The sequence below is a fragment of the Achromobacter marplatensis genome, from assembly GCF_049060505.1.
GTDB classification, from domain to species: domain Bacteria; phylum Pseudomonadota; class Gammaproteobacteria; order Burkholderiales; family Burkholderiaceae_B; genus Achromobacter; species Achromobacter marplatensis_A.
The window spans coordinates 163,968-183,526 of the sequence record NZ_JBMGRB010000002.1 but is presented as its reverse complement, the minus strand read 5'-3'; the positions used below and the strand labels follow the sequence as shown (position 1 = coordinate 183,526).

Here is a 19,559-nt window from a genome sequence, read left to right as displayed (position 1 = left end):
GAGGCGACTCTACGCCCGCGCACACCGGAGATAAAGCGAATAATTTTCTAAGGAAAGGGCGAATTTTAGTAAACAGTAGCGGCGTCAGACCATCCCGGCCGGCGCATCGAAATCCAGCGTTTCCTGGGCCATGATGCGCATGCTTTCCAGCATGGGGCGCGTGTCGTCGCGCCGCCATTGGAAGGTATAGGGCAGGGGGCGCAACGGTGCCAGGCCGGGCAAGCGGTGCAAGTCGCCGCGCTGAATCAGGATGCGCGCCCAGGCGGTGGGCAAAAAACCCAGCCCCAGGCCTTGGCGCAGCATGCCGGCGATCGCGCCCCAGCTGTTGCAGCATTGGGTGCGGCCGGGAGATACGCCTTGTTCGGTCAACCAGTCGTCCAGCATGCGGATCACGCCGGAGCTTTGCGGCTGCGTGATCAGGGTCAGCCCGGGCAGGTCGGCGGGCGTGACGGCGGCGGGATCGGGCACGGCGCGGGACGACGCCACCCATTCAAAGTCCGCGCTGCCGATCAGGTGCGACGCGATGGACGCGCGCGACGACGGGCCGGCGATCACGGCGAAATCCAGGTCGCCGTCTTCCAGCCCGCGCTCCACCAGTTCGCCGACACCCACGTAGGGCTCCACCAGCAGATTTGGATGCGCCCGCTGGATTTCCTCGATCAGGCGCGGCATCCAGGTGATTGACGTGAGTTCGCCCGCGCCAAACCGGCAGCGCCCGGAATACGTAAGGTTGTTGCTGGCCTGCTGCATGAACTGGTCGGCGTTGCGCAGCAGGTCTTTGGCGTGCGGCACCAGTTGCTCACCCAACGCAGTTAGCGTGGCGCTGCGTGCGCTGCGGCTGAACAGGTCCGCGCCGATCGAGGTTTCCAGTTCCCCGATGCGTTTGGATAGCGACGACACCGAGATATTCAACCGGTTGGCGGCGATGGCGAAGTTCTTGCAGGTGGCGGCCCAGTAGAAGGCTTCAAGTTGCTTTAGCGTCATGGCGGGTGTCGGGTGTCCGGGCGAGGTTCAGATGGCGAACGGCAGGAAAGACAGGCAGGCGAGACCAGGGCGAATAAAAGTGTAATAACCAATATCGATAAAGTCACTTTATTCAAAGTGGCGCCGCGCCTATAGTCATCCGCCATCCCATGACCAACGCGGCGGCCCCAGCCATGGCCGGCCGATCCCCGCCCGGAGCCCATGCCATGCCCGACCCCTTGCGCCACCTGCTGAGCCTGCACGATTTCGAGGCGGTCGCGAAGAAGCGCTTGCCCAAGCCGATCTACGCCTATGTGTCGGGGGCGGTGGAAGACGGCCAATCCGAACGCGCTAACCGGCAGGCGTTTTCCCAGTACGGCTTTCGGCCCAAAGTGCTGGTGGATGTGTCCAAACGCAGCACGCGCGCCGCGGTGTTGGGCCGCGAGTACGCCGCGCCGGTGGGCGTGGCGCCCATGGGCATTTCGGCCCTGTCCAGCTATCGCGGCGATATTGTGCTGGCACGCGCCGCCGCCGATGCGGACGTGCCCTGCATCATGAGCGGGTCGTCGCTGATCCGGCTGGAGGAAGTGATGCAGGCGGCGCCCGGCACCTGGTTCCAGGCTTATCTGCCCGGCGACGACGCGCAGATCGCCGCGTTGATCGACCGCGTGGCGGCGGCCGGCGTCACGACGCTGGTGCTGACGGTCGACACGCCGGTCGCCGCCAACCGCGAGAACAATGTGCGCGCGGGATTTTCGACGCCGCTGCGTCCCAGCGCCGCGCTGGCTTGGCAGGGGCTGACCCACCCGCGCTGGCTGTTCGGCACGTTCCTGCGCACGCTATGGCGCCACGGCATGCCGCATTTCGAGAACAACTACGCGACGCGCGGCGCGCCCATTCTGTCCGCCAATGTGCTTCGAGATTTTTCGGACCGGGGCCACCTCAACTGGCGGCACGTCGCGGCCATCCGGCGCCGCTGGCAGGGGCGGATGGTGATCAAGGGCATCCTGCATCCCGACGATGCGCGGACGGCGCGCGCGCACGGCATGGACGGCGTGATCGTGTCGAATCATGGGGGCAGGCAGTTGGACGGCAGCCTGTCGCCGCTACAGGCATTGCCGGCGATCGTGGACGCGGCGGGCGGCATGGATGTGATGCTGGATAGCGGTGTGCGGCGCGGGTCGGACGTCTTGAAGGCGATGGCGCTGGGCGCGCGCTGCGTCTTCGTGGGGCGGCCCTTCAACTATGCGGCGACGGTGGCGGGGCAGCGCGGCGTGGCGCATGCGATTGGCCTCATCGTGGAAGAGGTGCGCCGCAACATGGGGTTGATGGGCGTGGTGGACCTGAAGGCGCTGGATGCGGATTGTGTGTTGCGGCTGCCTGGCGCGTAGCGGGCCAGCGTCGCCCGGCGGCTTGCCCTAGAATGCGGGCACCTCTTTCATGCGGCGCTGTCCGCCAAGGATGCCTTGCTTTATCCGAGTAGAACCGTTCTGAGCCGTCGACGCTGCACGCAAGCGTGTGCCGGTGTCGTGCTGGGGGCGGCCTTGTTTATGCCCGCCGCCGCGCATGCGCAGGCAGCGGCGCCCGCGCCCAATCATCTGAAAGCCACCGAGCCGCTGGGCGGCGCTTTCGAGCTGGAAGGCTACCCCGATTCCAATCTGCGGCAAATCAAGTATCGCGGCAAAGTCTACCGACCTCTGAACGCGTATGAGTTCATCTATGTCAAGGCGCTGGGGCCGACACAGGGCGGCCAGCCGATGCTGCTGGCGGTATCCAACGACTTCATGGGCGTGGGCACGATACTGATCGCCGTGCAGAACGGCACGCCGCTTGCGCGCGTATTGAGCCCGACCGTCGATATGCGCGACCCCGACATGGGGCTGGCGCAACCCGGGCGGCAGGACTTGTTGCTGTTCACGGCGGGCTCTCGCGCGTTGGTCACGTCCACGGGACAGGTGCTGTGGTTCGAGCACGCATTGCCCAAGGAATATGTGCATTCCCTTCCGCTGCTCGTGTCGGTGTCGCCGGACAACCGCCATGGGGCGTTGCTGCTGGATAACGAGATCCGGCTGAGCATGTTCGACAAAGGCCCCTATGCCAGCGTGCCGTTCACCAAGGCGATGCAGCAGAACGCGTTCAAGGCGGCATGGGACCAGAGCTACGTGCTGGCCAAAAAAGCGCTGGATGAAGGCAAGCGTATCGACCAGCGCCGCCTCTACGCCAACCTGAAGGCGGAATGGATCAACCGGAATTTCAGATGGCAGGAAAGCAAGGACGGCTGGCAGTTCGTTGGGCAGGGCCTGAAGGCCGTCGCGCTTCCGGTCCCGTCTCGGCAGGAGCGATGACGTGATGCGAATTCCTGTGTTCCCTGTTCTGCGCGGCCTGGTCCTGGCGTGTGTCGCGGTGCTTGCCGGGTGCGCAAGCTCGCCCGACGTGTACCAGAAACACGTCCGCGCGGAAGACGCCGATCCGGCCGATGTGGCGTTGACGCTTGACGTGACGTTCGCGCGGGCCCCCGACTACGAGCCGAAGACGAACGAATACGGATCGACGGCCAAGCGGGTGGAATATTCCGGCTATCCCAGCCTGGACGTGCCGTTCTACCAGAAGGGCGTGGGCTTCGACCTGGGCGTGCTGGGCGATCCGAGAGCTTTGCTGGCGTTGCCCTACCCGTCGCCGGCCATTCGGACAACTGCCGCGCAATTGAAGATCTTCGGCGAACGGCTGGACCCGACGCACTATCGCTTCGTGGTGCTGCCGCGGCCGGGATGGAACAGCATGAATAGCTTCCAGGTTGCGTTTGCCATCAACGGCCGGCGCGAGGGCATGACGTTCGCCTACAGCCCGAAATCGGTGTGCGACAGCCGCTTTGACGTAACGACGCCGACGTATGGGTTCGGGATGTCGGTTGCGGCCAGCTTTCCGGGCGGCAAACCCGGCTGCCTGAAGGCCTGCGATGCGCGGCCCGGATACCCGGGGCAGTGCGCCTTCTTTTCCGGCGTCGACTAAGACGCCGGATCAGCCCGTCAGGTCCTTGACCGGTGCAAGGGTCGCAGGCCCAAGTTCTGGCCGGCCACACAGCCCCCGCATAACGGTCGTCATCGCACGGAACCCGGGCTATTTCCACATTGCCTATCGGTATTTGTTGAGGCCCTGCGCCGCACCTATTCTGTTTTTACCGAACAGACAGGGGCGGCATATGAGCACGATGGTACACACGCGGCGGGACATCCTGCCGCTGCGCGGCGATTTCATTTATCGGGCAGACGCGGGAGCCGCGGCATGAGCGTGATTCGCAGATGGTTCCGCCCGTCCGCATGGCGGGCGGGCGCGGGGTTGCTGGCGGGCGTGGTGCTGGGGGCAGGGCTGTTAAGCAATTTCGCTGGCTCGGCGCCGGTGCCGGGTGAAGACGCCAACCGCTATCCGAACCGTCCGGTCAAGATCATCGTGCCGGTGTCCGCAGGCGGCAGCGCCGACAAGCTGGCGCGCACGGTGGCGCAGAAACTCAGCGAAAAGTGGCATCAAAGCGTGGTGGTCGAGAATCAGCCCGGCGCCAGCAGCGCCATCGGCAATGCGGCGGTCGCGCATGCGCGGGGCGATGGCTACACCTTGCTGCTAAGCGGCGACGCCCTGTCGCTGAACGCCTTGCAGCCGGGCAAGTTGCCCTATGACCCGGTGAAGGACCTGCAAGGGGTGACCAAGGCGGTGGTGAACCCGCAACTGCTGGTGGTGCGGCCCGGCTTGGGCGTAAAAACCTTCCAGGAGTTCGTGGCGCTGGTCAAGCGGCGTCCGGGCGAGATATCGCTGGCGTTGCCCGGCGGCACCGGCAGTTTGCAGCATCTGGCGGTGGAACTGCTGAACGAGCGCATCGGAGCCAAAACCAATCAAATCCCGTATCCGGGTGGCGGGCCGGCCACGCTGGACGTGCTGGGCGGCCATGTGGACGCCATGCTGATCACGCTGGCCGCGGCTACCGAGAACGTCCGCAACGGCAAGCTCGTGGCGCTGGCCGTCACCACGCCGTACCGCTCCAAGGCGTTGCCACAGGTGCCGACAATCCAGGAGGCGGGGCTCGCGGACTACGCGGTCGAAAGCTGGCAAGGGTTCTCGGTGCCGGCTTCGACGCCGCGCGCCATTGTGGACCGGATCAACCGGGACGTGGTGGCGGTGCTGCGCGAACCCGAGACCGCGGCGCTGCTGGAGAACCAGGGCTTCACCATCGCGGCGACCACGCCCGAAGCCGTCGACCAGACCGTGCGGGACGACATCGCGACGTACCGGCGGGTGATCGCTTCTGCCGAAGTGAAGCTTAAGTAGTGCGGTTCCGTGTCATATCGTTATAGGCGCGGGCGCGTCTTCCCTCGGGGAAACGACGCGCCGCATATTGATATCTGAAAGTCTTCTTTGTCTTGCCGGCGCGCGGCACGCAGCATGGACCTCCGTTCAATGCATACGACAAGACGACAACATGGCAATCCGCAAGACATCGGGCCACGCCCGCATCGCAATCGCGCTGGCGCTGGCATGCGCCGCCGGCGCCGCCCACGCCGACGCCACGCTGGACAAGATCAAAGCGCGCGGCACTGTCACGATTGGCGTGCTGGCCAACGGCGGCGTGTTCGGTTCGCTGGACCCCGCCACGCAGCAACTGGTTGGCTGGAACCCGGAGCTGGCGCGCGAGCTGGCCCGGGGCCTGGGCGTGAAGGCCGAGTTGGTGCAGGTGCAGACCGCCACCCGCACGCAGTTCCTGATTTCCGGCAAGGTGGATCTGCTGATCGCGTCGATGGAGCTGAACCCGGAGCGTGCGGACATTCTCGGCTATGCCCCCACGCCGTTCTTTCGCGTCGGCGGCGCGGCCGCCACCCTGAAGACAAGCGGCATCGCCAAGTGGGAGGATCTGCGCGGCAAGCCGGTGTGCGTATCGCAGGGCAGCAGCTTTGCCCGGCCGCTGTCGGCCGACTACGGCGCGGTGGTCAAGGGCTACAAAAGTTCGTCGGATTCCTTGCTGGCGTTGCGGGGCGGCCAATGCGTGGCGGCCGTGCACGATTCCACGCTGATCCATCCGTTGCTGCGCAGCAATCCCGAATGGGCCGATTATCACGCGCCCATCGCGACCGAGGTGCTGCCAGCCAATTCCGTTGTGTGGACCCGCAAGGGCGAGGCCGACACCATCGCCGCCGTCGACAAGGTGGTGCAGGACTGGCACCGCACGGGCTGGCTGATCGCCACCGAAAAGCGCTTGGGGATCGAGCCGGCGCAGCCCCTGCTGCAGGAACTCAACGCGAAATTCAAGCAAGGCAGCTGAGCCGGGCCGGGTACGGAAAGAAGACATGGCGCTTATCTGCGCGCAGCAATCGGGAAGGAAACAGTAATGAAGACGGGAATGAAAGCGGCGGCGGCCTTGGCCGTCCTGGCCGGATTGGCCTCGGGCGCCGCACAGGCGGACGCGACCCTGGACAAAATCAAGCAGCGCGGCAAGATCGTGATCGGCGTGGACGGGGCCAGCCCGCCATTCGGCATCCTGGATCCGGCAACCGGCAAAGTCGGCGGCTTTCAGACCGAACTGGGCGAAGACATCGCCCGCCGCCTGGGCGTAACACTGGAAACCGTGCCGGTCACGGCGTCCACGCGCGTGCAGTTCCTGCAGGCGGGCAAAGTCGACGTGTTGATCGCCAACATCCAGTGGACCCAGGAGCGTAGCGAGATCCTGAGCTATGCGCCCACGCCCTATAACCTGGTGGGCGGTGCGGCGATGGTGTCCAAGCAAAGCGGCATCAAACGCTGGGAAGACCTGAAGGGCAAGGTGGCTTGCGTGTCGCAGGGCAGCAACTTCGCCAAACCCTTGCAGGATACCTACGGCGCGGTGGTCAAGGGCTTGCGCAACATTCCCGAATCGTTGCTGGCGCTGAAAGGCGGCAGTTGCGACGCGTCAGTGCATATCCAGCCCGCGCTGTACGAAACGCTGCATGGCCCGAACGGCAAGGAGTGGAACGACTTCGAACTGGCCACGTCGGATCAGTTGATTCCGTCGCCCACGGTCATCTGGACGCGCCGCAACGAGACCGACACGCGCGCCTTCGTCGACGGCGTGATCCGGGATTGGCTGAAGACCGGCTTGTTGGTGAAACAAGCCGACCGCTTTGGGGTGCCGGCGGACTATCTGAAGCAAGCGACCGCGCAGGCGCAAACCGGCGAGTTCGATAGCGCGCCGCCCGAGGCGCAGGCCAAGCCATGACAGCCAAGATGAACGAAACCCTGTTCCCCGCCGTGTTGTCGCGGCGCGCCCGTAGCGCCCAGCTGTCTCCTATTGCCGCCGCGGGCGCCCGCGCGGCGCGGCTGGCGGCCGAGGGCCGCTCGATCATTGTGCTGACCTCTGGCGAACCGGACTTCGACACGCCGGCCCCGATCAAGGATGCCGCCCGCGCGGCGCTGGAGCGCGGCCAGACCAAGTACACGCCCACTGCAGGCACGGCGGCGCTGCGCCGGGCCGTGGCCGACGGCTATCGCCAACGCCACGGACTGGACGTCGACACGTCCAACGTCATCATTTCCAACGGCGGCAAGCAGGTGATCTATCTTGCGTTGAACGCCACCCTGGACGACGGCGACGAAGTCATCGTGCCGGCGCCGTACTGGCCGACGTTCCCGGATGCGGTGCGGATCAACGGCGGCGTGCCCGTCGTTGTGGGCACGCAAGCGGATGACGGTTTCAAGCTGACGCCCCAGGCGCTGCGCGACGCGATCACGCCGCGCACCAAGTGGCTGATCCTGAACTCGCCCAGCAACCCGACCGGCGCGGTCTATACGGCCGATGAACTGCTGGCGCTGGCCGACGTGCTGCGCGCTGCGCCGAACGTGCTGGTGCTGTGGGACGAAATGTACGAAGAAATCTGGTTCAGCCAGGCGCCCGCGCACTGGCTGCGCGCCGCGCCCGACCTGGCCGGCCGCACGCTGGTGGTGAACGGCGTATCCAAGGCCTACGCCATGACGGGGTGGCGGATCGGCTGGGGCGTGGGCCCGAGGGCCCTGATCCATGCGCTGGAGGCCGTGCAGTCGCAAGTGTCGTCCGGCCCCAGCTCGGTGGGCCAGGCGGCGGCGCTGGCGGCCTTGCAGGGCGCGGCGGATGGCTTTGTCGATACCGCCCGTGCCGCCTACGCGCGTCGCGCGCAGCGGGTCGTGAACGGCCTGGGCGGGGTGCCCGGTGTGCAGGTGCACGCGCCGCAGGGATCATTCTTTGCCTGGATCGGCGTGGGCGGGCTGATCGGCGCGACGCGGCCCGACGGCAGACGCATCGAAGACGATGGCGACGTCGTGGATTGGTTGTTGGAGTCCCAGGGCGTGGCGGTGGTGCGCGGCGCGGCATATGGTTTGTCGCCGTACCTGCGGCTGTCGTTCGCCGCGTCGGATGCGCATATCGACGCGGCGTTGGAACGTATCGGCCGGGCGGTGGCGGCGTTGTCGCTGCCTCTGCCGCAGGAGGCCGCCGCATGATCGATACGGTGTTGCACGCCTGGGTCGCGTTCTTCAAGCCCCTGGGTCTTAACTACAGCTTCGTGCAAGACGCAGGGGAGCTATCGGCGTTCGGGCATGGCCTGCTGGTCACGTTGCAGCTGTGCGCCTGGACCATCCCGGTCAGCCTGCTGTTTGGCGTGCTGATCGCGGCGGCGCTGACCAGCGGCCGGCCGTGGCTGGCGGGGCCGTTGCAGGCTTTTGTGGAACTTACCCGCAATACGCCCACGCTGGTGCAGCTGTACTGCGCCTTCCTGGTACTGAACATGTTGATCACGCAAAAGCTGGGCGGCGGCAATCCCATTACCCCATTTGCCTGGGTGGTGATCGTGGTGGCGCTGCACAAGGGCGTGTTCCATGCCGAAGCGCTGCGTGCGGGGATCGAGGCGGTGCCGCAGGTGACGATGGAGGCGGCGCGATCGCTGGCCTTCTCGCGACGGCAGATTCTTACGCAGGTGCAACTGCCGCTGGCGGTGCGCTTCGCCTTGCCGGCACTGGTCAACAACCTGGTCGACCTGGTGAAGATGACCGCGATCGCGTCGGCCATCGCGGTGGGCGACGTGACCTACGAGTCCATCATGATCTGGTCGCATCGCGACAACGTGCTGGAACTGCTGCTATTGATCCTGCTTTACTTCGGCCTGCTGACCTGGCTGGTCAGTCTGGCGGGGCGCTGGCTGGAAGATCGCTTGAGGATGCCCGGCTATGGCCAATGACCTGGCATTGCAACCCGGCCGCGCCCCGGCGTCCGGACGGTTCCTGCCCGCGCTGCTGCGCGATCCGTGGTTTGGGCTGTTGCTGGCGCTTGCGGCGCTGGCTGCCGGCTGGGCCGTGACCGGCACCACGCCCGCTGCCGTGCTGGCGCTGTGGCATTGGTCGCCGGCACTGCTGCGCGGGCTGGGCATGAACATCCAGATCAGCGTGCTGGCGATGGCGCTGGGCACGGTCGTGGGGCTGGTGGTGGGCGCATTGTCCTTGTCGCCGTCGCGGCTGCTGCGGCGCGTGACGCGCGCCTATGTGCTGTTGTTCCGCAACGCGCCCATTCTGGTGCTGGTGTATTTCACGACCTACGTCTTCCCGTTCGAAGTCAATGTGGCGGGGTGGTATTTGCCGTTTCCGGACTGGATCAAGGTGGTGATCGGACTGGGGCTGCCCGCCAGCGCCAATGTGGCCGAGATCTTCCGCGGGGCGATCCAGTCGATTCCCAGCGCGCAATGGGAGGCCGCGCAGTCCCTGGCGTTCAGGCGGTCGCAGATCTTCCGGATGATCGTGCTGCCGCAGTGCGTGCGGCGCATGCTGCCGTCGTGGATGAACCTGATGGCCAGTATCACCATGAGCACATCGCTGGCCTCGCTGGTGGGCGTGCACGATCTGGTCGACACCGCCACCGTCGCCAGCAATACCGTGGCCCGCAGCGACTTCACCGTCCTGGTCTATTTCACGCTATTGGCGCTTTTCTTCGCCTATTGCTACCCCATCGCGCGTTGGACGCGGTATCTGGAACGACGCCATGAACATTATTGATTTTTCGCCGCTGGTCAGCCTGCGCGACGTCCACCTGGCTTTTGGCGATACCGAGGTGCTGAAGGGCATCGACGTTGAGGTCAAGCAGGGGCAGGCCGTGTCCATCATCGGCCCGTCCGGCTCGGGCAAATCGACCATCCTGCGCTGCATCACGGGGTTGCTGCGTCCGCAGCGCGGCGCGATCCAGGTGGGCGACGTGCGCGTGGACGGGCTGAAGACGGAATCCGACTTCATCGCGCTGCGCAAGCGCGTGGGGTTCGTGTTCCAGCAATACAACCTGTTTCCGCACCTGAGCGTGCTTGAAAACCTGGTGATATCGCCCATCAAAGTGGGCGGGCAGCCGCGCGCGCAGGCCGAGGCCCGGGCGCGCGAATTGCTGGCCAAGGTGCGGATGGACCACAAGGCAGGCGCCTACCCCGGCGAATTGTCGGGCGGCCAGCAGCAGCGGGTGGCCATCGCCCGCGCGCTGACGCTGCAACCCGAACTGATCCTGTTCGACGAAGTGACGTCGGCGCTGGACCCCGAGATGGTAGGCGAAGTGTTGACCGTGATCCGCGACCTGGTGCAGGACGGCTTGACCTGCGTGCTGGTGACGCACGAAATGCGCTTTGCCGAAGAGGTCAGCGACACCGTTTACTTCACCGAGGCCGGGCGCATCGTCGAGTCCGGACCGCCGTCGCGCATCTTCGTTTCGCCGCAGAGCGAGCGCACGCGCGCCTTCCTGCAGCGGTCGGCCGGCGCGCCGGCCGCCCGGCATGCTGCGCCCGACCCCATCGCAAGCTATCTGACCTTTGATCCGCTACGTCTGGCGGTGTGATTTCCATTGGAGCCTGACCATGAGCACTGAATCCGCAATCGCCATCGAACGCCGCCAACACATTCAGGCGGCGCTGTCCGACATCCAAGCCTTGTTGCGTGCCGGTCCCGCGACCGGCTCCGTGACGCGCGAGCAGCTGGCCGCGGTCACCGCGCGCCTTGAGCAATTGGCCCAGCGCCGTGAACTGTTTCCCGTGTCAGATTTCCCGCCGCCCACGGCCGGACAGGGCGTGGGCGCATCGACGCGCTACCGCTTGAACCCCGACGATGCGGCGGGTGCGCCGGCGCTGTATTTGAATTCCATCAACCCGGGCAAGACGACCTTGCCGCACAACCATACGACGTGGGCGGTCATCGTGGCGCTGTCGGGCCAGGAACTGAATCGCGTCTACCGCCGCAGCGACGACGGTTCGCAGGAAGGCCGCGCCACGCTGGAGCAAGTGCGCGAGGTGGTGGTGCAGCCGGGACAATCCGTGTCGTTCCTGCCCGACGATATCCATAGCATCCACGTTACCGGGGACACGCCGACGCTGCATTTCCACCTTTATGGCCAGCCGCTGGAAACGCTGTCCGGCCGCATCGGTATCGACCTGGCCACCGGCCAGATCCTGAACTACAACGCCACGCAGATGAAGCCCGGCCAAGAGGTGCGCGCATGAGCGGCGACCTGCGTCACGCGCAAGTGCAGACCCGGCTGGTGCATGCGGGATCGCCGGCGCTGAAAAACGGCTCCGGGCCCGTGAACGTGCCCGTCGTGCGCACCAGCACCGTGCGTTTCGCCGACACCGCGACCCATGCGGCGTTGAACAAGCAGCGCGCCGCAGGCGATCGCGTGGCCACCTATGGCCGGCATGGCCTGGATACGCACCAGGCGCTGGAGGAAGCGGTGGCATCGTTGGAAGGCGGCTACCGTGCGCTGCTGACGCCCTCGGGTCTGTCGGCGATTGCATTGGTGCTGCTGGCCACGCTGGCGCCGGGCGACCACGCACTGGTGGCCGATAGCGTCTATTCGCCCGTGCGCAAGGTGGATAAATCGCTGCTGCAACGCTACGGCATCGAGGTAGAGTATTTTTCGCCCGCGCAGGACACGCTGGAATCGCGCATCCGGCCCAATACGCGGCTGCTGTACCTGGAGTCCCCCAGTTCGTTGTTGTTCGAGGTGCTGGACCTGCCCGCCCTGGCCGCCACGGCGCGACGCCACGGCGTGCTGGTCGCGGCCGACAATACCTGGAGCGGCGGCCTGTACTACCAGCCGCTGGCGCTGGGCGCGAACGTGTCTATCCAGGCGGCCACCAAGTACCTGGCGGGCCATTCGGACGTGATGATGGGGGTCGTCACCGTGGACAGCGCCGAGCTGGCGCAGAAGATCGGCGTGGCCTACGACGCGCTGGGCTTGTCGGTGGGCGCGGACGATGCCTACCTGACGTTGCGGGGCCTGCGCACGTTGGACGTGCGATTGGCGCGCCATCACGAAAACGCGCTGGCCGTGGCCGAATACCTGGCGCGGCATGCGGACGTGGCGCGGGTGTACTACCCGCCGTTGCCACAAGACCCCGGCCATGCGCGGTGGCAGCGCGACTTCAGCGGCGCGAGCGGGCTGGTCTCGTTCGCATTCGACAACCCGGATCCGGCGGCCGCGTCGCGCTTCATCGACGCGCTGCGCTACTTCTCGATTGGCGCGTCCTGGGGCGGCTATGAAAGCCTGGCGCTGGAGGCGGCGCCAGAGCGCTTGGCAGAGCATAGTGTCTGGCAGCAGGGCGCTGGCAAGCCCTCCGTCGTGCGCTTGCACATCGGCCTGGAAAGCCCGCTGGACCTGATCGGCGACCTGGATCACGCGTTCGCCGTCACCCGCGATGCCTTGCGCCGCAGCGCCTGACGCATATGCAAATAAGCCCCGCGCTTTAGGGTTTCTGGCTATGTAGAAGCAATTACAACCTCTTTGTCCGGTTGTACCCGCGGGTACTAGAATTTGCCTTGTTCCATGGCTGGCAGCAGGGCATGACTCCATTTCTTTCGATCGAATCGGTACAGCTTCCGTTCTTGTCGCGCCGGGCGGAAGCGGTCCGGGATTTTTATCACCGCGTGATCGGCCTGGAAGAACTGGCGGGCGCCGATGGTCAGCGCCTGCTTTTTTCTCTGGGCGGGGCAACGTTGTCGTTGTCGCCGGTGGCGGAAGTGAGCCGGGCCGTCAAACCTGATTACCTGGCTTTCAAGACGCCCGCCTACGACGACTTGCTGGCGCGTTTGCGCCAAGCCGGGCACCACCCCGTCTGTTCGCTGCCCGATGCGCAGCCGCGCGTCATGTACGTGAAAGACCCGTCCGGCAATCAACTGGCCTTTCTAGGCTGAAGGCGCGCGATGAACTTCCAGCAACTCCGGTCGGTGCGCGAAGCCGTGCGCCAGGACTTCAACCTGACCGATGTCTCCGAAAGCCTGCACACGTCCCAGCCCGGCGTCAGCCGCCAGATCCGCGAATTGGAAGAAGAGGTGGGCGTGGACATCTTCGTGCGTTCTGGCAAGCGGCTGATCGGCTTGACGCCGCCCGGGGCACTGATCCTGCCCTTGGTCGAACAGATCCTGCAATGCGCCGACAACATCCGGCACGCGGGCGCGGAGTACGCCGATAGCCGCAAGGGCGTGCTCTCCATCGCCGCCACGCATTCGCAGGCGCGCTACGCGTTGCCGCCCGTCGTCAAGGAATTCCGCCAGCGCTACCCGGATGTGGTGCTGCATCTGCACCAGGGATCGCCCAAACAGGTGTCTGAAATGCTGCTTGAGGGCGAGGCGGACATCGGCGTGGCGACCGAGGCGGTGGCGGACTATCCCGGGCTGGTGAACCTGCCTTGCTACCGGTGGAGCCACAGCATCATCGTGCCGCGTGACCACCCGCTGGAACGCGAACATGACGGCATTAGTTTGTCGCAGCTGTCGCGCTACCCGCTCATCACGTATGGGCACGGCTACACCGGCCGGGCGCATATCGACGAGGCCTTCGCGCGTGCTGGCATCACGCCCGACATCGTCATGACCGCGATGGATGCGGACGTGATCAAGACCTATGTGGAACTGGAGCTGGGCGTGGGCATCGTGGCGGCGGTGGCCTGGGACGCGGAGCGCGACACGCGCTTGACGGCCATCGACGCGCGCCACCTCTTCGAGATCAACCTGACGCGGCTGGCCATTCGCCGCGGCGCCTGGCTGCGCGGCTACGCCTTCCATTTCATCGAGATGTTCGTGCCGACGCTGACGCGCGACGTGGTGGACCGGGAATTGAAGGGCGAGGCCTGAGGGGCGCGTATCAAGCGCGGCATGTCGCGCTTGATACGCGTTGTACCGGCCGCCGCATATCCATAGACGCATTTTTACGTTGTCCCGCGCGAGGCGCGCACGTAGCCTGGGCTTCTTGTCATTTCACGAAGCCCAGGCTACCCCATGAGCACCTCTGTCCAAGCGGCCGCGCCGGCCCTCAGCAAACACACCGAACGCGCGCAAGCCGTGCAGGCCTTTATTGAACAGGCCCGGCAACTGGCGCCCGATGCGGCGCGCGCCACGCCCGCGCAATTGGCCAAGGTGGCCGCGCTTCTGGAAACGCTGGGCCAACGCCGCGACCTGTTCGGCGCCGACGCATTCGCGGCGGTGCCGGGTCGTCCGACCGCCATCTACCGTTTGGCCGAGGACATCGATGGCTGCTATGCGCTGTACCTGTCGTTGGGCGAACCGGGCAAGGCGCAGCCGCCGCACGACCATACGACGTGGGCCATGATCGCCGGCGTGAACGGCAACGAGCGCAACGAGGTCTACACGCGCGCCTCGACCCAGGACCCCGCGCGCGACACCCTGACCCACGCGCGGCGCGTGGATGTCGGTCCCGGCGTTTCGATCGTGCTGGGGCCAGGCGACGTGCACACGATTGAACTGATCGGCGATCAGCCTGGCGCGCATCTGCATTTCTATGGCCTGGCGCTGGACCGGCTGCCCGGCCGCGTGGTGTTCGAGAGCACGGCGGGCGGCACGTACCGCACCTTTTCTCCGCCTGCGGCGATCTACCACGCGCGCTTGTCGCCCCAGGCGCTGCAAGACGAGCTGCGCGGCGAGGCCGAGATCGCCGTGCTGGATGTGCGGGAGGCCGGGCGGTATGCGCGCCGGCATCTGCTCTACGCCGTGCCTGCGCCGTTGTGGCGCCTGGAGCTGTTGGCCGACCGGCTGGTGCCGCGCCGCAGCACCCGCATCGTGCTGGTGGACGACGATGAGACGCAGGCCCATCAGGCCGCCGCCAAGCTGACGCGCCTGGGCTGGACCGATGTGTTGGTGTTGGCCGGCGGAACGGACGGCTGGGAGCAGGCGGGTCTGGAACTGTTTTCGGGCACCAACGTGCCCAGCAAGGCGTTCGGCGAAGTGATCGAACACGAGAAACACACGCCGTGGATAGACGTGGAAGAGCTGCACGCACGCGTGGCGCGGGGCGATGACATCGTCGTGGTCGACAGCCGCACGCCTGAAGAATTCCACAACTTTACGCTGCCGTTTTCGCATAGCTTGCCGGGCGCGGAACTGGTCTACCGCATCCGTGAGCTGGCGCCCGATCCCAAGACCTTCGTGGTGGTGAACTGCGCCGGCCGCACGCGCAGCATCGTGGGCGCGCAGACGCTGATCGATGCCGGCATCCCCAACCGCGTGGCCTCGTTGCGTAACGGCACGATGGAATGGCTGCTGTCGGGCCGCGAATTGGCCTATGGCCGTCACGCCGCGTTGCCGGAGCCGGGCGCCGCCGGGCTGGCCGCCGCGCGCGAACAAGCCCGCGACGTGGCGCAGCGCGCCGGCATCGGGTACATCGATGACGCCGCGCTGGCCGCGTTTGAAGCGGAACAGGCGACGCGCACGCTCTACAAGTTCGACGTGCGCACCCGCGAGGAATACGAGACCGGGCACCTGGAAGGCTGGCGCTGGGCGCCAGGCGGGCAGCTTGTGCAGGCGACTGACGAATATCTGGCCACCCGCCGCGCCCGCGTCGTACTGGCCGACTGGGACGGCGTGCGGGCGCTGACGACCGGCGCCTGGCTGGCGCAATTGGGCGCGGTCGAGGTCTACCTGTACCAGCCGCCCGCGCTGGCCTCCGTGCAAAGCGGCCCCGAACCGCGCCGCGTGCTGCGCCATCGCCCCCATGCCGTGGGCGTGCGCCCGGCCGCGCTGAATAGCGCGTTGCAATCGGACGAGGCCATCGTGTTCGACGTGGAATCGCGCGTGGCCTACGAGCGCGGCCACGTGCCGGGCGCGCGGTTCGCGGCGCCGGATCGGCTGGCGGAGTTCCTGTCGCCCGACGACGCGCGGGTCATCGTGCTGACGTCGTCCGACGGCGTGCTGGCGGCCGTCGTGGCGGCAGAACTGGCTTGGCGCGGCAAACGCCCGGTTCAGTATCTGCTGGGCGGCACGCGCGCCTGGAAGGCGCAGGGCCTGACGCTGGCGACCGGAAGCGAAGGCGTGCTGACCGGCGACGACGATCAAAGCATCAGCCCGTATCTGTTCGACGACCTGTCGGCCCGAGACCAAGGGTTCCGCGAGTATCTGGACTGGGAATTGGGGTTGGTCGCGCAGCTGGAACGCGAGGGCAGCGGGGGCATCCGGCTGATTGCGGCGGGGTAGGGCACCCGGGCGGGCGGCCCGGCCGCCAAACCCGCGCGGGGCGGTAGCGCGTCCGGGTTTTTTGCCTGATTATCCAAGGCGGCGGAAAGGGCTAATCTTTCCTTTTCGCCAGGAGATCCGACATGCCAACGCTACACAACGAAGGTCATCGCCAAGACACCTACACGCTGGGGACCAAATCGGTCAGACGCATGGGTTACGGCGCGATGCAATTGGCCGGCCCGGGCGTCTTCGGCCCGCCGCGCGACCGCGACGCGGCGCTGGCCGTGCTGCGCGAAGCCGTGGCCAACGGCGTCAATCACATCGACACCAGCGACTTCTACGGGCCGCACGTCACCAACCAGATTATTCGCGAGGCGTTGTCACCTTACCCGGATGACCTGGTGCTGGTGACCAAGATCGGGGCCAGGCGCGGCGAGGATGCCTCCTGGATACGCGCGGATGGCGCGGCCGACCTGGAAAGCGCGGTCGAAGACAATCTGCGCAATCTGGGGCTGGACGTCCTGGACGTGGTGAATATGCGCATCATGTTTGGCGTGCACGGGCCCGAGGAAGGGTCGATCGCCGAGCCGTTGTCGGCGCTGATCAAGCTGCAGCAACGCGGCCTGGTGCGGCATATTGGCCTAAGCAACGTTACCGCCGCGCAGGTTCAGGAAGGCCGCGGGCTGTGCGACATCGTCTGCGTGCAAAATCAGTACAACCTGGCGCACCGCCACGACGACGCGCTGATTGACGCGCTGGCGCGGGACGGCATTGCCTATGTGCCGTACTTTCCGTTGGGCGGCTTCAGTCCGTTGCAATCCGCCACGTTGACCGAGGTGGCGCAGCGGGTGGGCGCGACGCCCATGCAGGTGGCGATTGCATGGTTGTTGCAGCGCGCGCCGAATATCCTGGTCATCCCCGGTACCTCGTCGGTGGCCCACCTGCGCGAGAACCTGGCTGCGGCGACCCTGACGCTGCCGGCCGCGGAGATCCAGGCCTTGGACGGGATTGGACGCTCGGCCGGCTGATGCGTGTCCGCGGCAGCCTGGGCGGCCGCGGCCGGCCCCGCCAATTGGGTCAAGCGGCACCGTGGTCATTGCGGCCGCCGAACGGCTACACCACAGCCAGCAGATCGTCGACGTGAACCATCAAATCGCGAACTTGGCGCAGCGTCGGATACTGGTGCAGCACCGGCACCCACTGAGGCGACTCCAGCAATTGCCGCCAAACAGGTTCCAGCGCCGACGGATCTGGCTGCTGCCCGGCCTCGAGCTTGCACGCGTAGTCCACGCTGGCCGGCGCCGACAGCAGTTGCATCCGGCTGGCGGCGCTGAGCAGGCGCGGTGCGGCGTCGGCCGGCGCATCGCAGCAATAGAGCACCGTGCCATTCAGCGCGGGCGAATCGGTCGGCAGCGCCCGCAGCGATGCGCCGCGCAGGTTCACGATTCCTTGCCGGGTCTGGAAGGGATAGACCATGTGGGCTTCGGCGTGCGCAAGCAGGCGCAAGCCGCGCTGAAGGCGGGGCAGGTCGGCGGTGGCGGCGTCCACCGACGCCTTGGCTTCAATCAGCAGGCAGACGTCCCAGACCGGCGCGGCGGCGGCCGTGCCGGTCTGGCGTAGCAGGACGGCGTCCCATTCGCTCTTGGCGCGTTCCGAACTGGCGGGTATGGACGATGGCACCAACATTGCCGTCACCACGCGATAACGCGCAGGGTCGCCTTCGGCGTTATTCAGGCGCTGCGCCAGGGCCTCCAGCGCTTGCGTGGCCAACGCTTCGACAGCGGCGCCACGGCGCTGGGCCGCTGAACCTTGCGCGGCGGCGCCAGGGCTTCCGGAGCGCGGGCCGTGGCGGTCCCATAGCGATTGATACTGCCGCACCTGCGCATCCGGCGCCAAGGCCTCCAGGCGCTGCAGGCGCTCCAGCGCCTGATCGTCCAGCAGGCGGGCCAGGGCTCGCTGGACGGAGGGGTCGCCCCCCTTATCCGAGACGGCGCGGAGTCGGCGCGCAGCGTCACGCAGCGCCGTCCAGGACGCGGTGGAGACTGCCGCTTGCAGCGGCGCCAGGGCGTCACGGTCCGGGCCCGGCGCCATGCGTTGCAGCTTGGCCGGATGCGCGATCGCGTTGGCGGCGGCATGGATCTGGCGGCGGTCTTGGTCGGCGACGGCGGACAGCGACGCGAATTCGCGTACCTGCGGCGCCCGATGCCGCAGCACGATGGCCTGGAAGGCGGGGTCGCCTTCTTTCGCGCGCATGGCCTCGTGGATCAGTTGTGCCAGCGCGCGAAGAAAATCCTGCTGGGTCGCCGTTCCTGGCGTCAAGCCCTGGGCCAGGGCCTGGCGTGCATGTTCGATGGTCATGGCCAGGTGGGCGGCCGGGCCGGCATTCGGCGTGTGCATTGCCGCTTCGGGCGTGGGCGGCACGCGGTAGCGCCGCGCAACGGTGCGGAGAATCGTGTCCAGCAACGGTGGGGAGGGCGGCAGCGGCATTGGCAAGCATCAGCGGTCAGGCAATGACCAGCAGTGTCGCATGAAGCGGGCCCGGCTGACGTGATGCGGATTGCGCGATCAGGGCACCAGGACCCGCCGCAACGCTTCCAACCGCAACCCTCCCAACCGCCTTACTTGAACATCGCCGCGTTTTCTTCCAGCACGGCGTCGGCGCATTGCGCATCCAGGTTGCCGCCGGGGGCACCGGCCACGCCGATCGCGCCGATGACGTTGGCGCCGGCCTTGACCGGCACGCCGCCGCCCAGCAGCAGGAAACCGGGGATGTCTTTCAGGTTGGCCGCGCCCGGGTTCTTCTGCGCGTTTTCCATCATGGTCAGCGTCGGGGTCTTGGCCGAGACGGCGGTGAAGGCCTTGGCGCGGCTGGCTTCGATGGTGTGCGGGCCGGCGTTGTCGGCGCGGGCAAAGGCCTTGAGCAAGCCGGCGCGGTCCACGACCGAGGCGCTGACGTTGTAGCCCTTGGCCTGGCACGCGGCCACGGTGGCGGTAGCGAGCTTTTGCGCATCGGCCATGGACAGGTTGCTTTCGTTCAGCACGGCGGCGTTGGCGGCGCCGGCGAAGGCCAGGGTGGACATCAAGGTGGCAAGCGAGAAACGGGTCATGGTCTGCGTCCTTTTCGG

At 66.7% G+C, this 19,559-nt stretch carries 19 protein-coding genes; 16 read left to right on the top strand and 3 right to left on the bottom strand.

Annotated features, from left to right (window positions below; translation table 11 throughout):
* Positions 1–84 precede the first annotated feature (84 nt).
* Positions 85–984: a LysR family transcriptional regulator gene (locus ACI0FO_RS05615; RefSeq protein ID WP_416024816.1), complete on the bottom strand. Its 900-nt coding sequence runs from the start codon at positions 982–984 to the stop codon at positions 85–87.
* Positions 985–1,133: 149 nt separating this feature from the next.
* Between ACI0FO_RS05615 and ACI0FO_RS05610 the strand changes: the two genes are divergently transcribed.
* The 16 genes from ACI0FO_RS05610 (at position 1,134) to ACI0FO_RS05535 (ending at position 17,462) form a co-directional block, all read left to right on the top strand.
* The gene (locus ACI0FO_RS05610) at positions 1,134–2,354 is read left to right on the top strand and encodes an alpha-hydroxy acid oxidase (protein WP_416024814.1); all 1,221 of its coding nucleotides are present in this window, start codon (positions 1,134–1,136) and stop codon (positions 2,352–2,354) included.
* A 159-nt stretch (positions 2,355–2,513) separates the two neighbouring features.
* Positions 2,514–3,308 carry a hypothetical protein gene (locus ACI0FO_RS05605; RefSeq protein WP_416024812.1) on the top strand — a complete coding sequence of 265 codons (795 nt, stop codon included), beginning with the start codon at positions 2,514–2,516 and terminating at the stop codon, positions 3,306–3,308.
* A gap of 4 nt (positions 3,309–3,312) precedes the next feature.
* Positions 3,313–3,972: a hypothetical protein gene (locus ACI0FO_RS05600; protein ID WP_416025657.1), complete on the top strand. Its 660-nt coding sequence runs from the start codon at positions 3,313–3,315 to the stop codon at positions 3,970–3,972.
* A gap of 273 nt (positions 3,973–4,245) precedes the next feature.
* Positions 4,246–5,280, top strand: a complete 1,035-nt coding sequence (locus ACI0FO_RS05595; protein ID WP_416024811.1) for a Bug family tripartite tricarboxylate transporter substrate binding protein — start codon at positions 4,246–4,248, stop codon at positions 5,278–5,280.
* Positions 5,281–5,431: 151 nt separating this feature from the next.
* Positions 5,432–6,268 carry a transporter substrate-binding domain-containing protein gene (locus ACI0FO_RS05590; RefSeq protein ID WP_416024810.1) on the top strand — a complete coding sequence of 279 codons (837 nt, stop codon included), beginning with the start codon at positions 5,432–5,434 and terminating at the stop codon, positions 6,266–6,268.
* Between the two features lie 66 nt (positions 6,269–6,334).
* Positions 6,335–7,198, top strand: a complete 864-nt coding sequence (locus ACI0FO_RS05585) for a transporter substrate-binding domain-containing protein (RefSeq protein WP_416024808.1) — start codon at positions 6,335–6,337, stop codon at positions 7,196–7,198.
* Positions 7,199–7,206: 8 nt separating this feature from the next.
* Positions 7,207–8,454: an aminotransferase class I/II-fold pyridoxal phosphate-dependent enzyme gene (locus tag ACI0FO_RS05580; RefSeq protein WP_416025655.1), complete on the top strand. Its 1,248-nt coding sequence runs from the start codon at positions 7,207–7,209 to the stop codon at positions 8,452–8,454.
* Positions 8,451–9,188, top strand: coding sequence for an amino acid ABC transporter permease (locus ACI0FO_RS05575; protein WP_416024806.1), 738 nt, complete (start codon positions 8,451–8,453; stop codon positions 9,186–9,188). Before ACI0FO_RS05580 ends, ACI0FO_RS05575 begins: the two co-directional genes overlap by 4 nt.
* Positions 9,178–9,996, top strand: coding sequence for an amino acid ABC transporter permease (locus ACI0FO_RS05570; protein WP_416024804.1), 819 nt, complete (start codon positions 9,178–9,180; stop codon positions 9,994–9,996). Before ACI0FO_RS05575 ends, ACI0FO_RS05570 begins: the two co-directional genes overlap by 11 nt.
* Positions 9,983–10,813, top strand: a complete 831-nt coding sequence (locus ACI0FO_RS05565) for an amino acid ABC transporter ATP-binding protein (RefSeq protein ID WP_416024802.1) — start codon at positions 9,983–9,985, stop codon at positions 10,811–10,813. Before ACI0FO_RS05570 ends, ACI0FO_RS05565 begins: the two co-directional genes overlap by 14 nt.
* Before the next feature lie 19 nt (positions 10,814–10,832).
* Positions 10,833–11,471, top strand: coding sequence for a cysteine dioxygenase (locus ACI0FO_RS05560; RefSeq protein ID WP_416024800.1), 639 nt, complete (start codon positions 10,833–10,835; stop codon positions 11,469–11,471).
* Entirely contained in the window at positions 11,468–12,688 is a 1,221-nt protein-coding gene (metC, locus tag ACI0FO_RS05555; protein ID WP_416024798.1) for a cystathionine beta-lyase, read from the top strand. Before ACI0FO_RS05560 ends, metC begins: the two co-directional genes overlap by 4 nt.
* Positions 12,689–12,810: 122 nt before the next feature.
* A complete protein-coding gene (locus ACI0FO_RS05550) occupies positions 12,811–13,161 on the top strand; it encodes a VOC family protein (RefSeq protein ID WP_416024796.1) in 351 nt (116 codons plus the stop codon).
* Between the two features lie 9 nt (positions 13,162–13,170).
* The gene (locus ACI0FO_RS05545; protein ID WP_416024794.1) at positions 13,171–14,100 is read left to right on the top strand and encodes a CysB family HTH-type transcriptional regulator; all 930 of its coding nucleotides are present in this window, start codon (positions 13,171–13,173) and stop codon (positions 14,098–14,100) included.
* Positions 14,101–14,244: 144 nt separating this feature from the next.
* Positions 14,245–16,452 carry a rhodanese-like domain-containing protein gene (locus tag ACI0FO_RS05540; protein WP_416024793.1) on the top strand — a complete coding sequence of 736 codons (2,208 nt, stop codon included), beginning with the start codon at positions 14,245–14,247 and terminating at the stop codon, positions 16,450–16,452.
* Between the two features lie 122 nt (positions 16,453–16,574).
* The gene (locus ACI0FO_RS05535) at positions 16,575–17,462 is read left to right on the top strand and encodes an aldo/keto reductase family oxidoreductase (RefSeq protein WP_416024792.1); all 888 of its coding nucleotides are present in this window, start codon (positions 16,575–16,577) and stop codon (positions 17,460–17,462) included.
* Between the two features lie 85 nt (positions 17,463–17,547).
* Here the strand turns inward: ACI0FO_RS05535 and ACI0FO_RS05530 are convergent, their stop codons facing one another.
* The gene (locus ACI0FO_RS05530; RefSeq protein WP_416024790.1) at positions 17,548–18,921 is read right to left on the bottom strand and encodes a 3-deoxy-D-arabino-heptulosonate 7-phosphate synthase; all 1,374 of its coding nucleotides are present in this window, start codon (positions 18,919–18,921) and stop codon (positions 17,548–17,550) included.
* A 131-nt stretch (positions 18,922–19,052) separates the two neighbouring features.
* The gene (locus ACI0FO_RS05525; protein ID WP_416024789.1) at positions 19,053–19,541 is read right to left on the bottom strand and encodes a GlcG/HbpS family heme-binding protein; all 489 of its coding nucleotides are present in this window, start codon (positions 19,539–19,541) and stop codon (positions 19,053–19,055) included.
* Between the last annotated feature and the right edge of the window lie 18 nt (positions 19,542–19,559).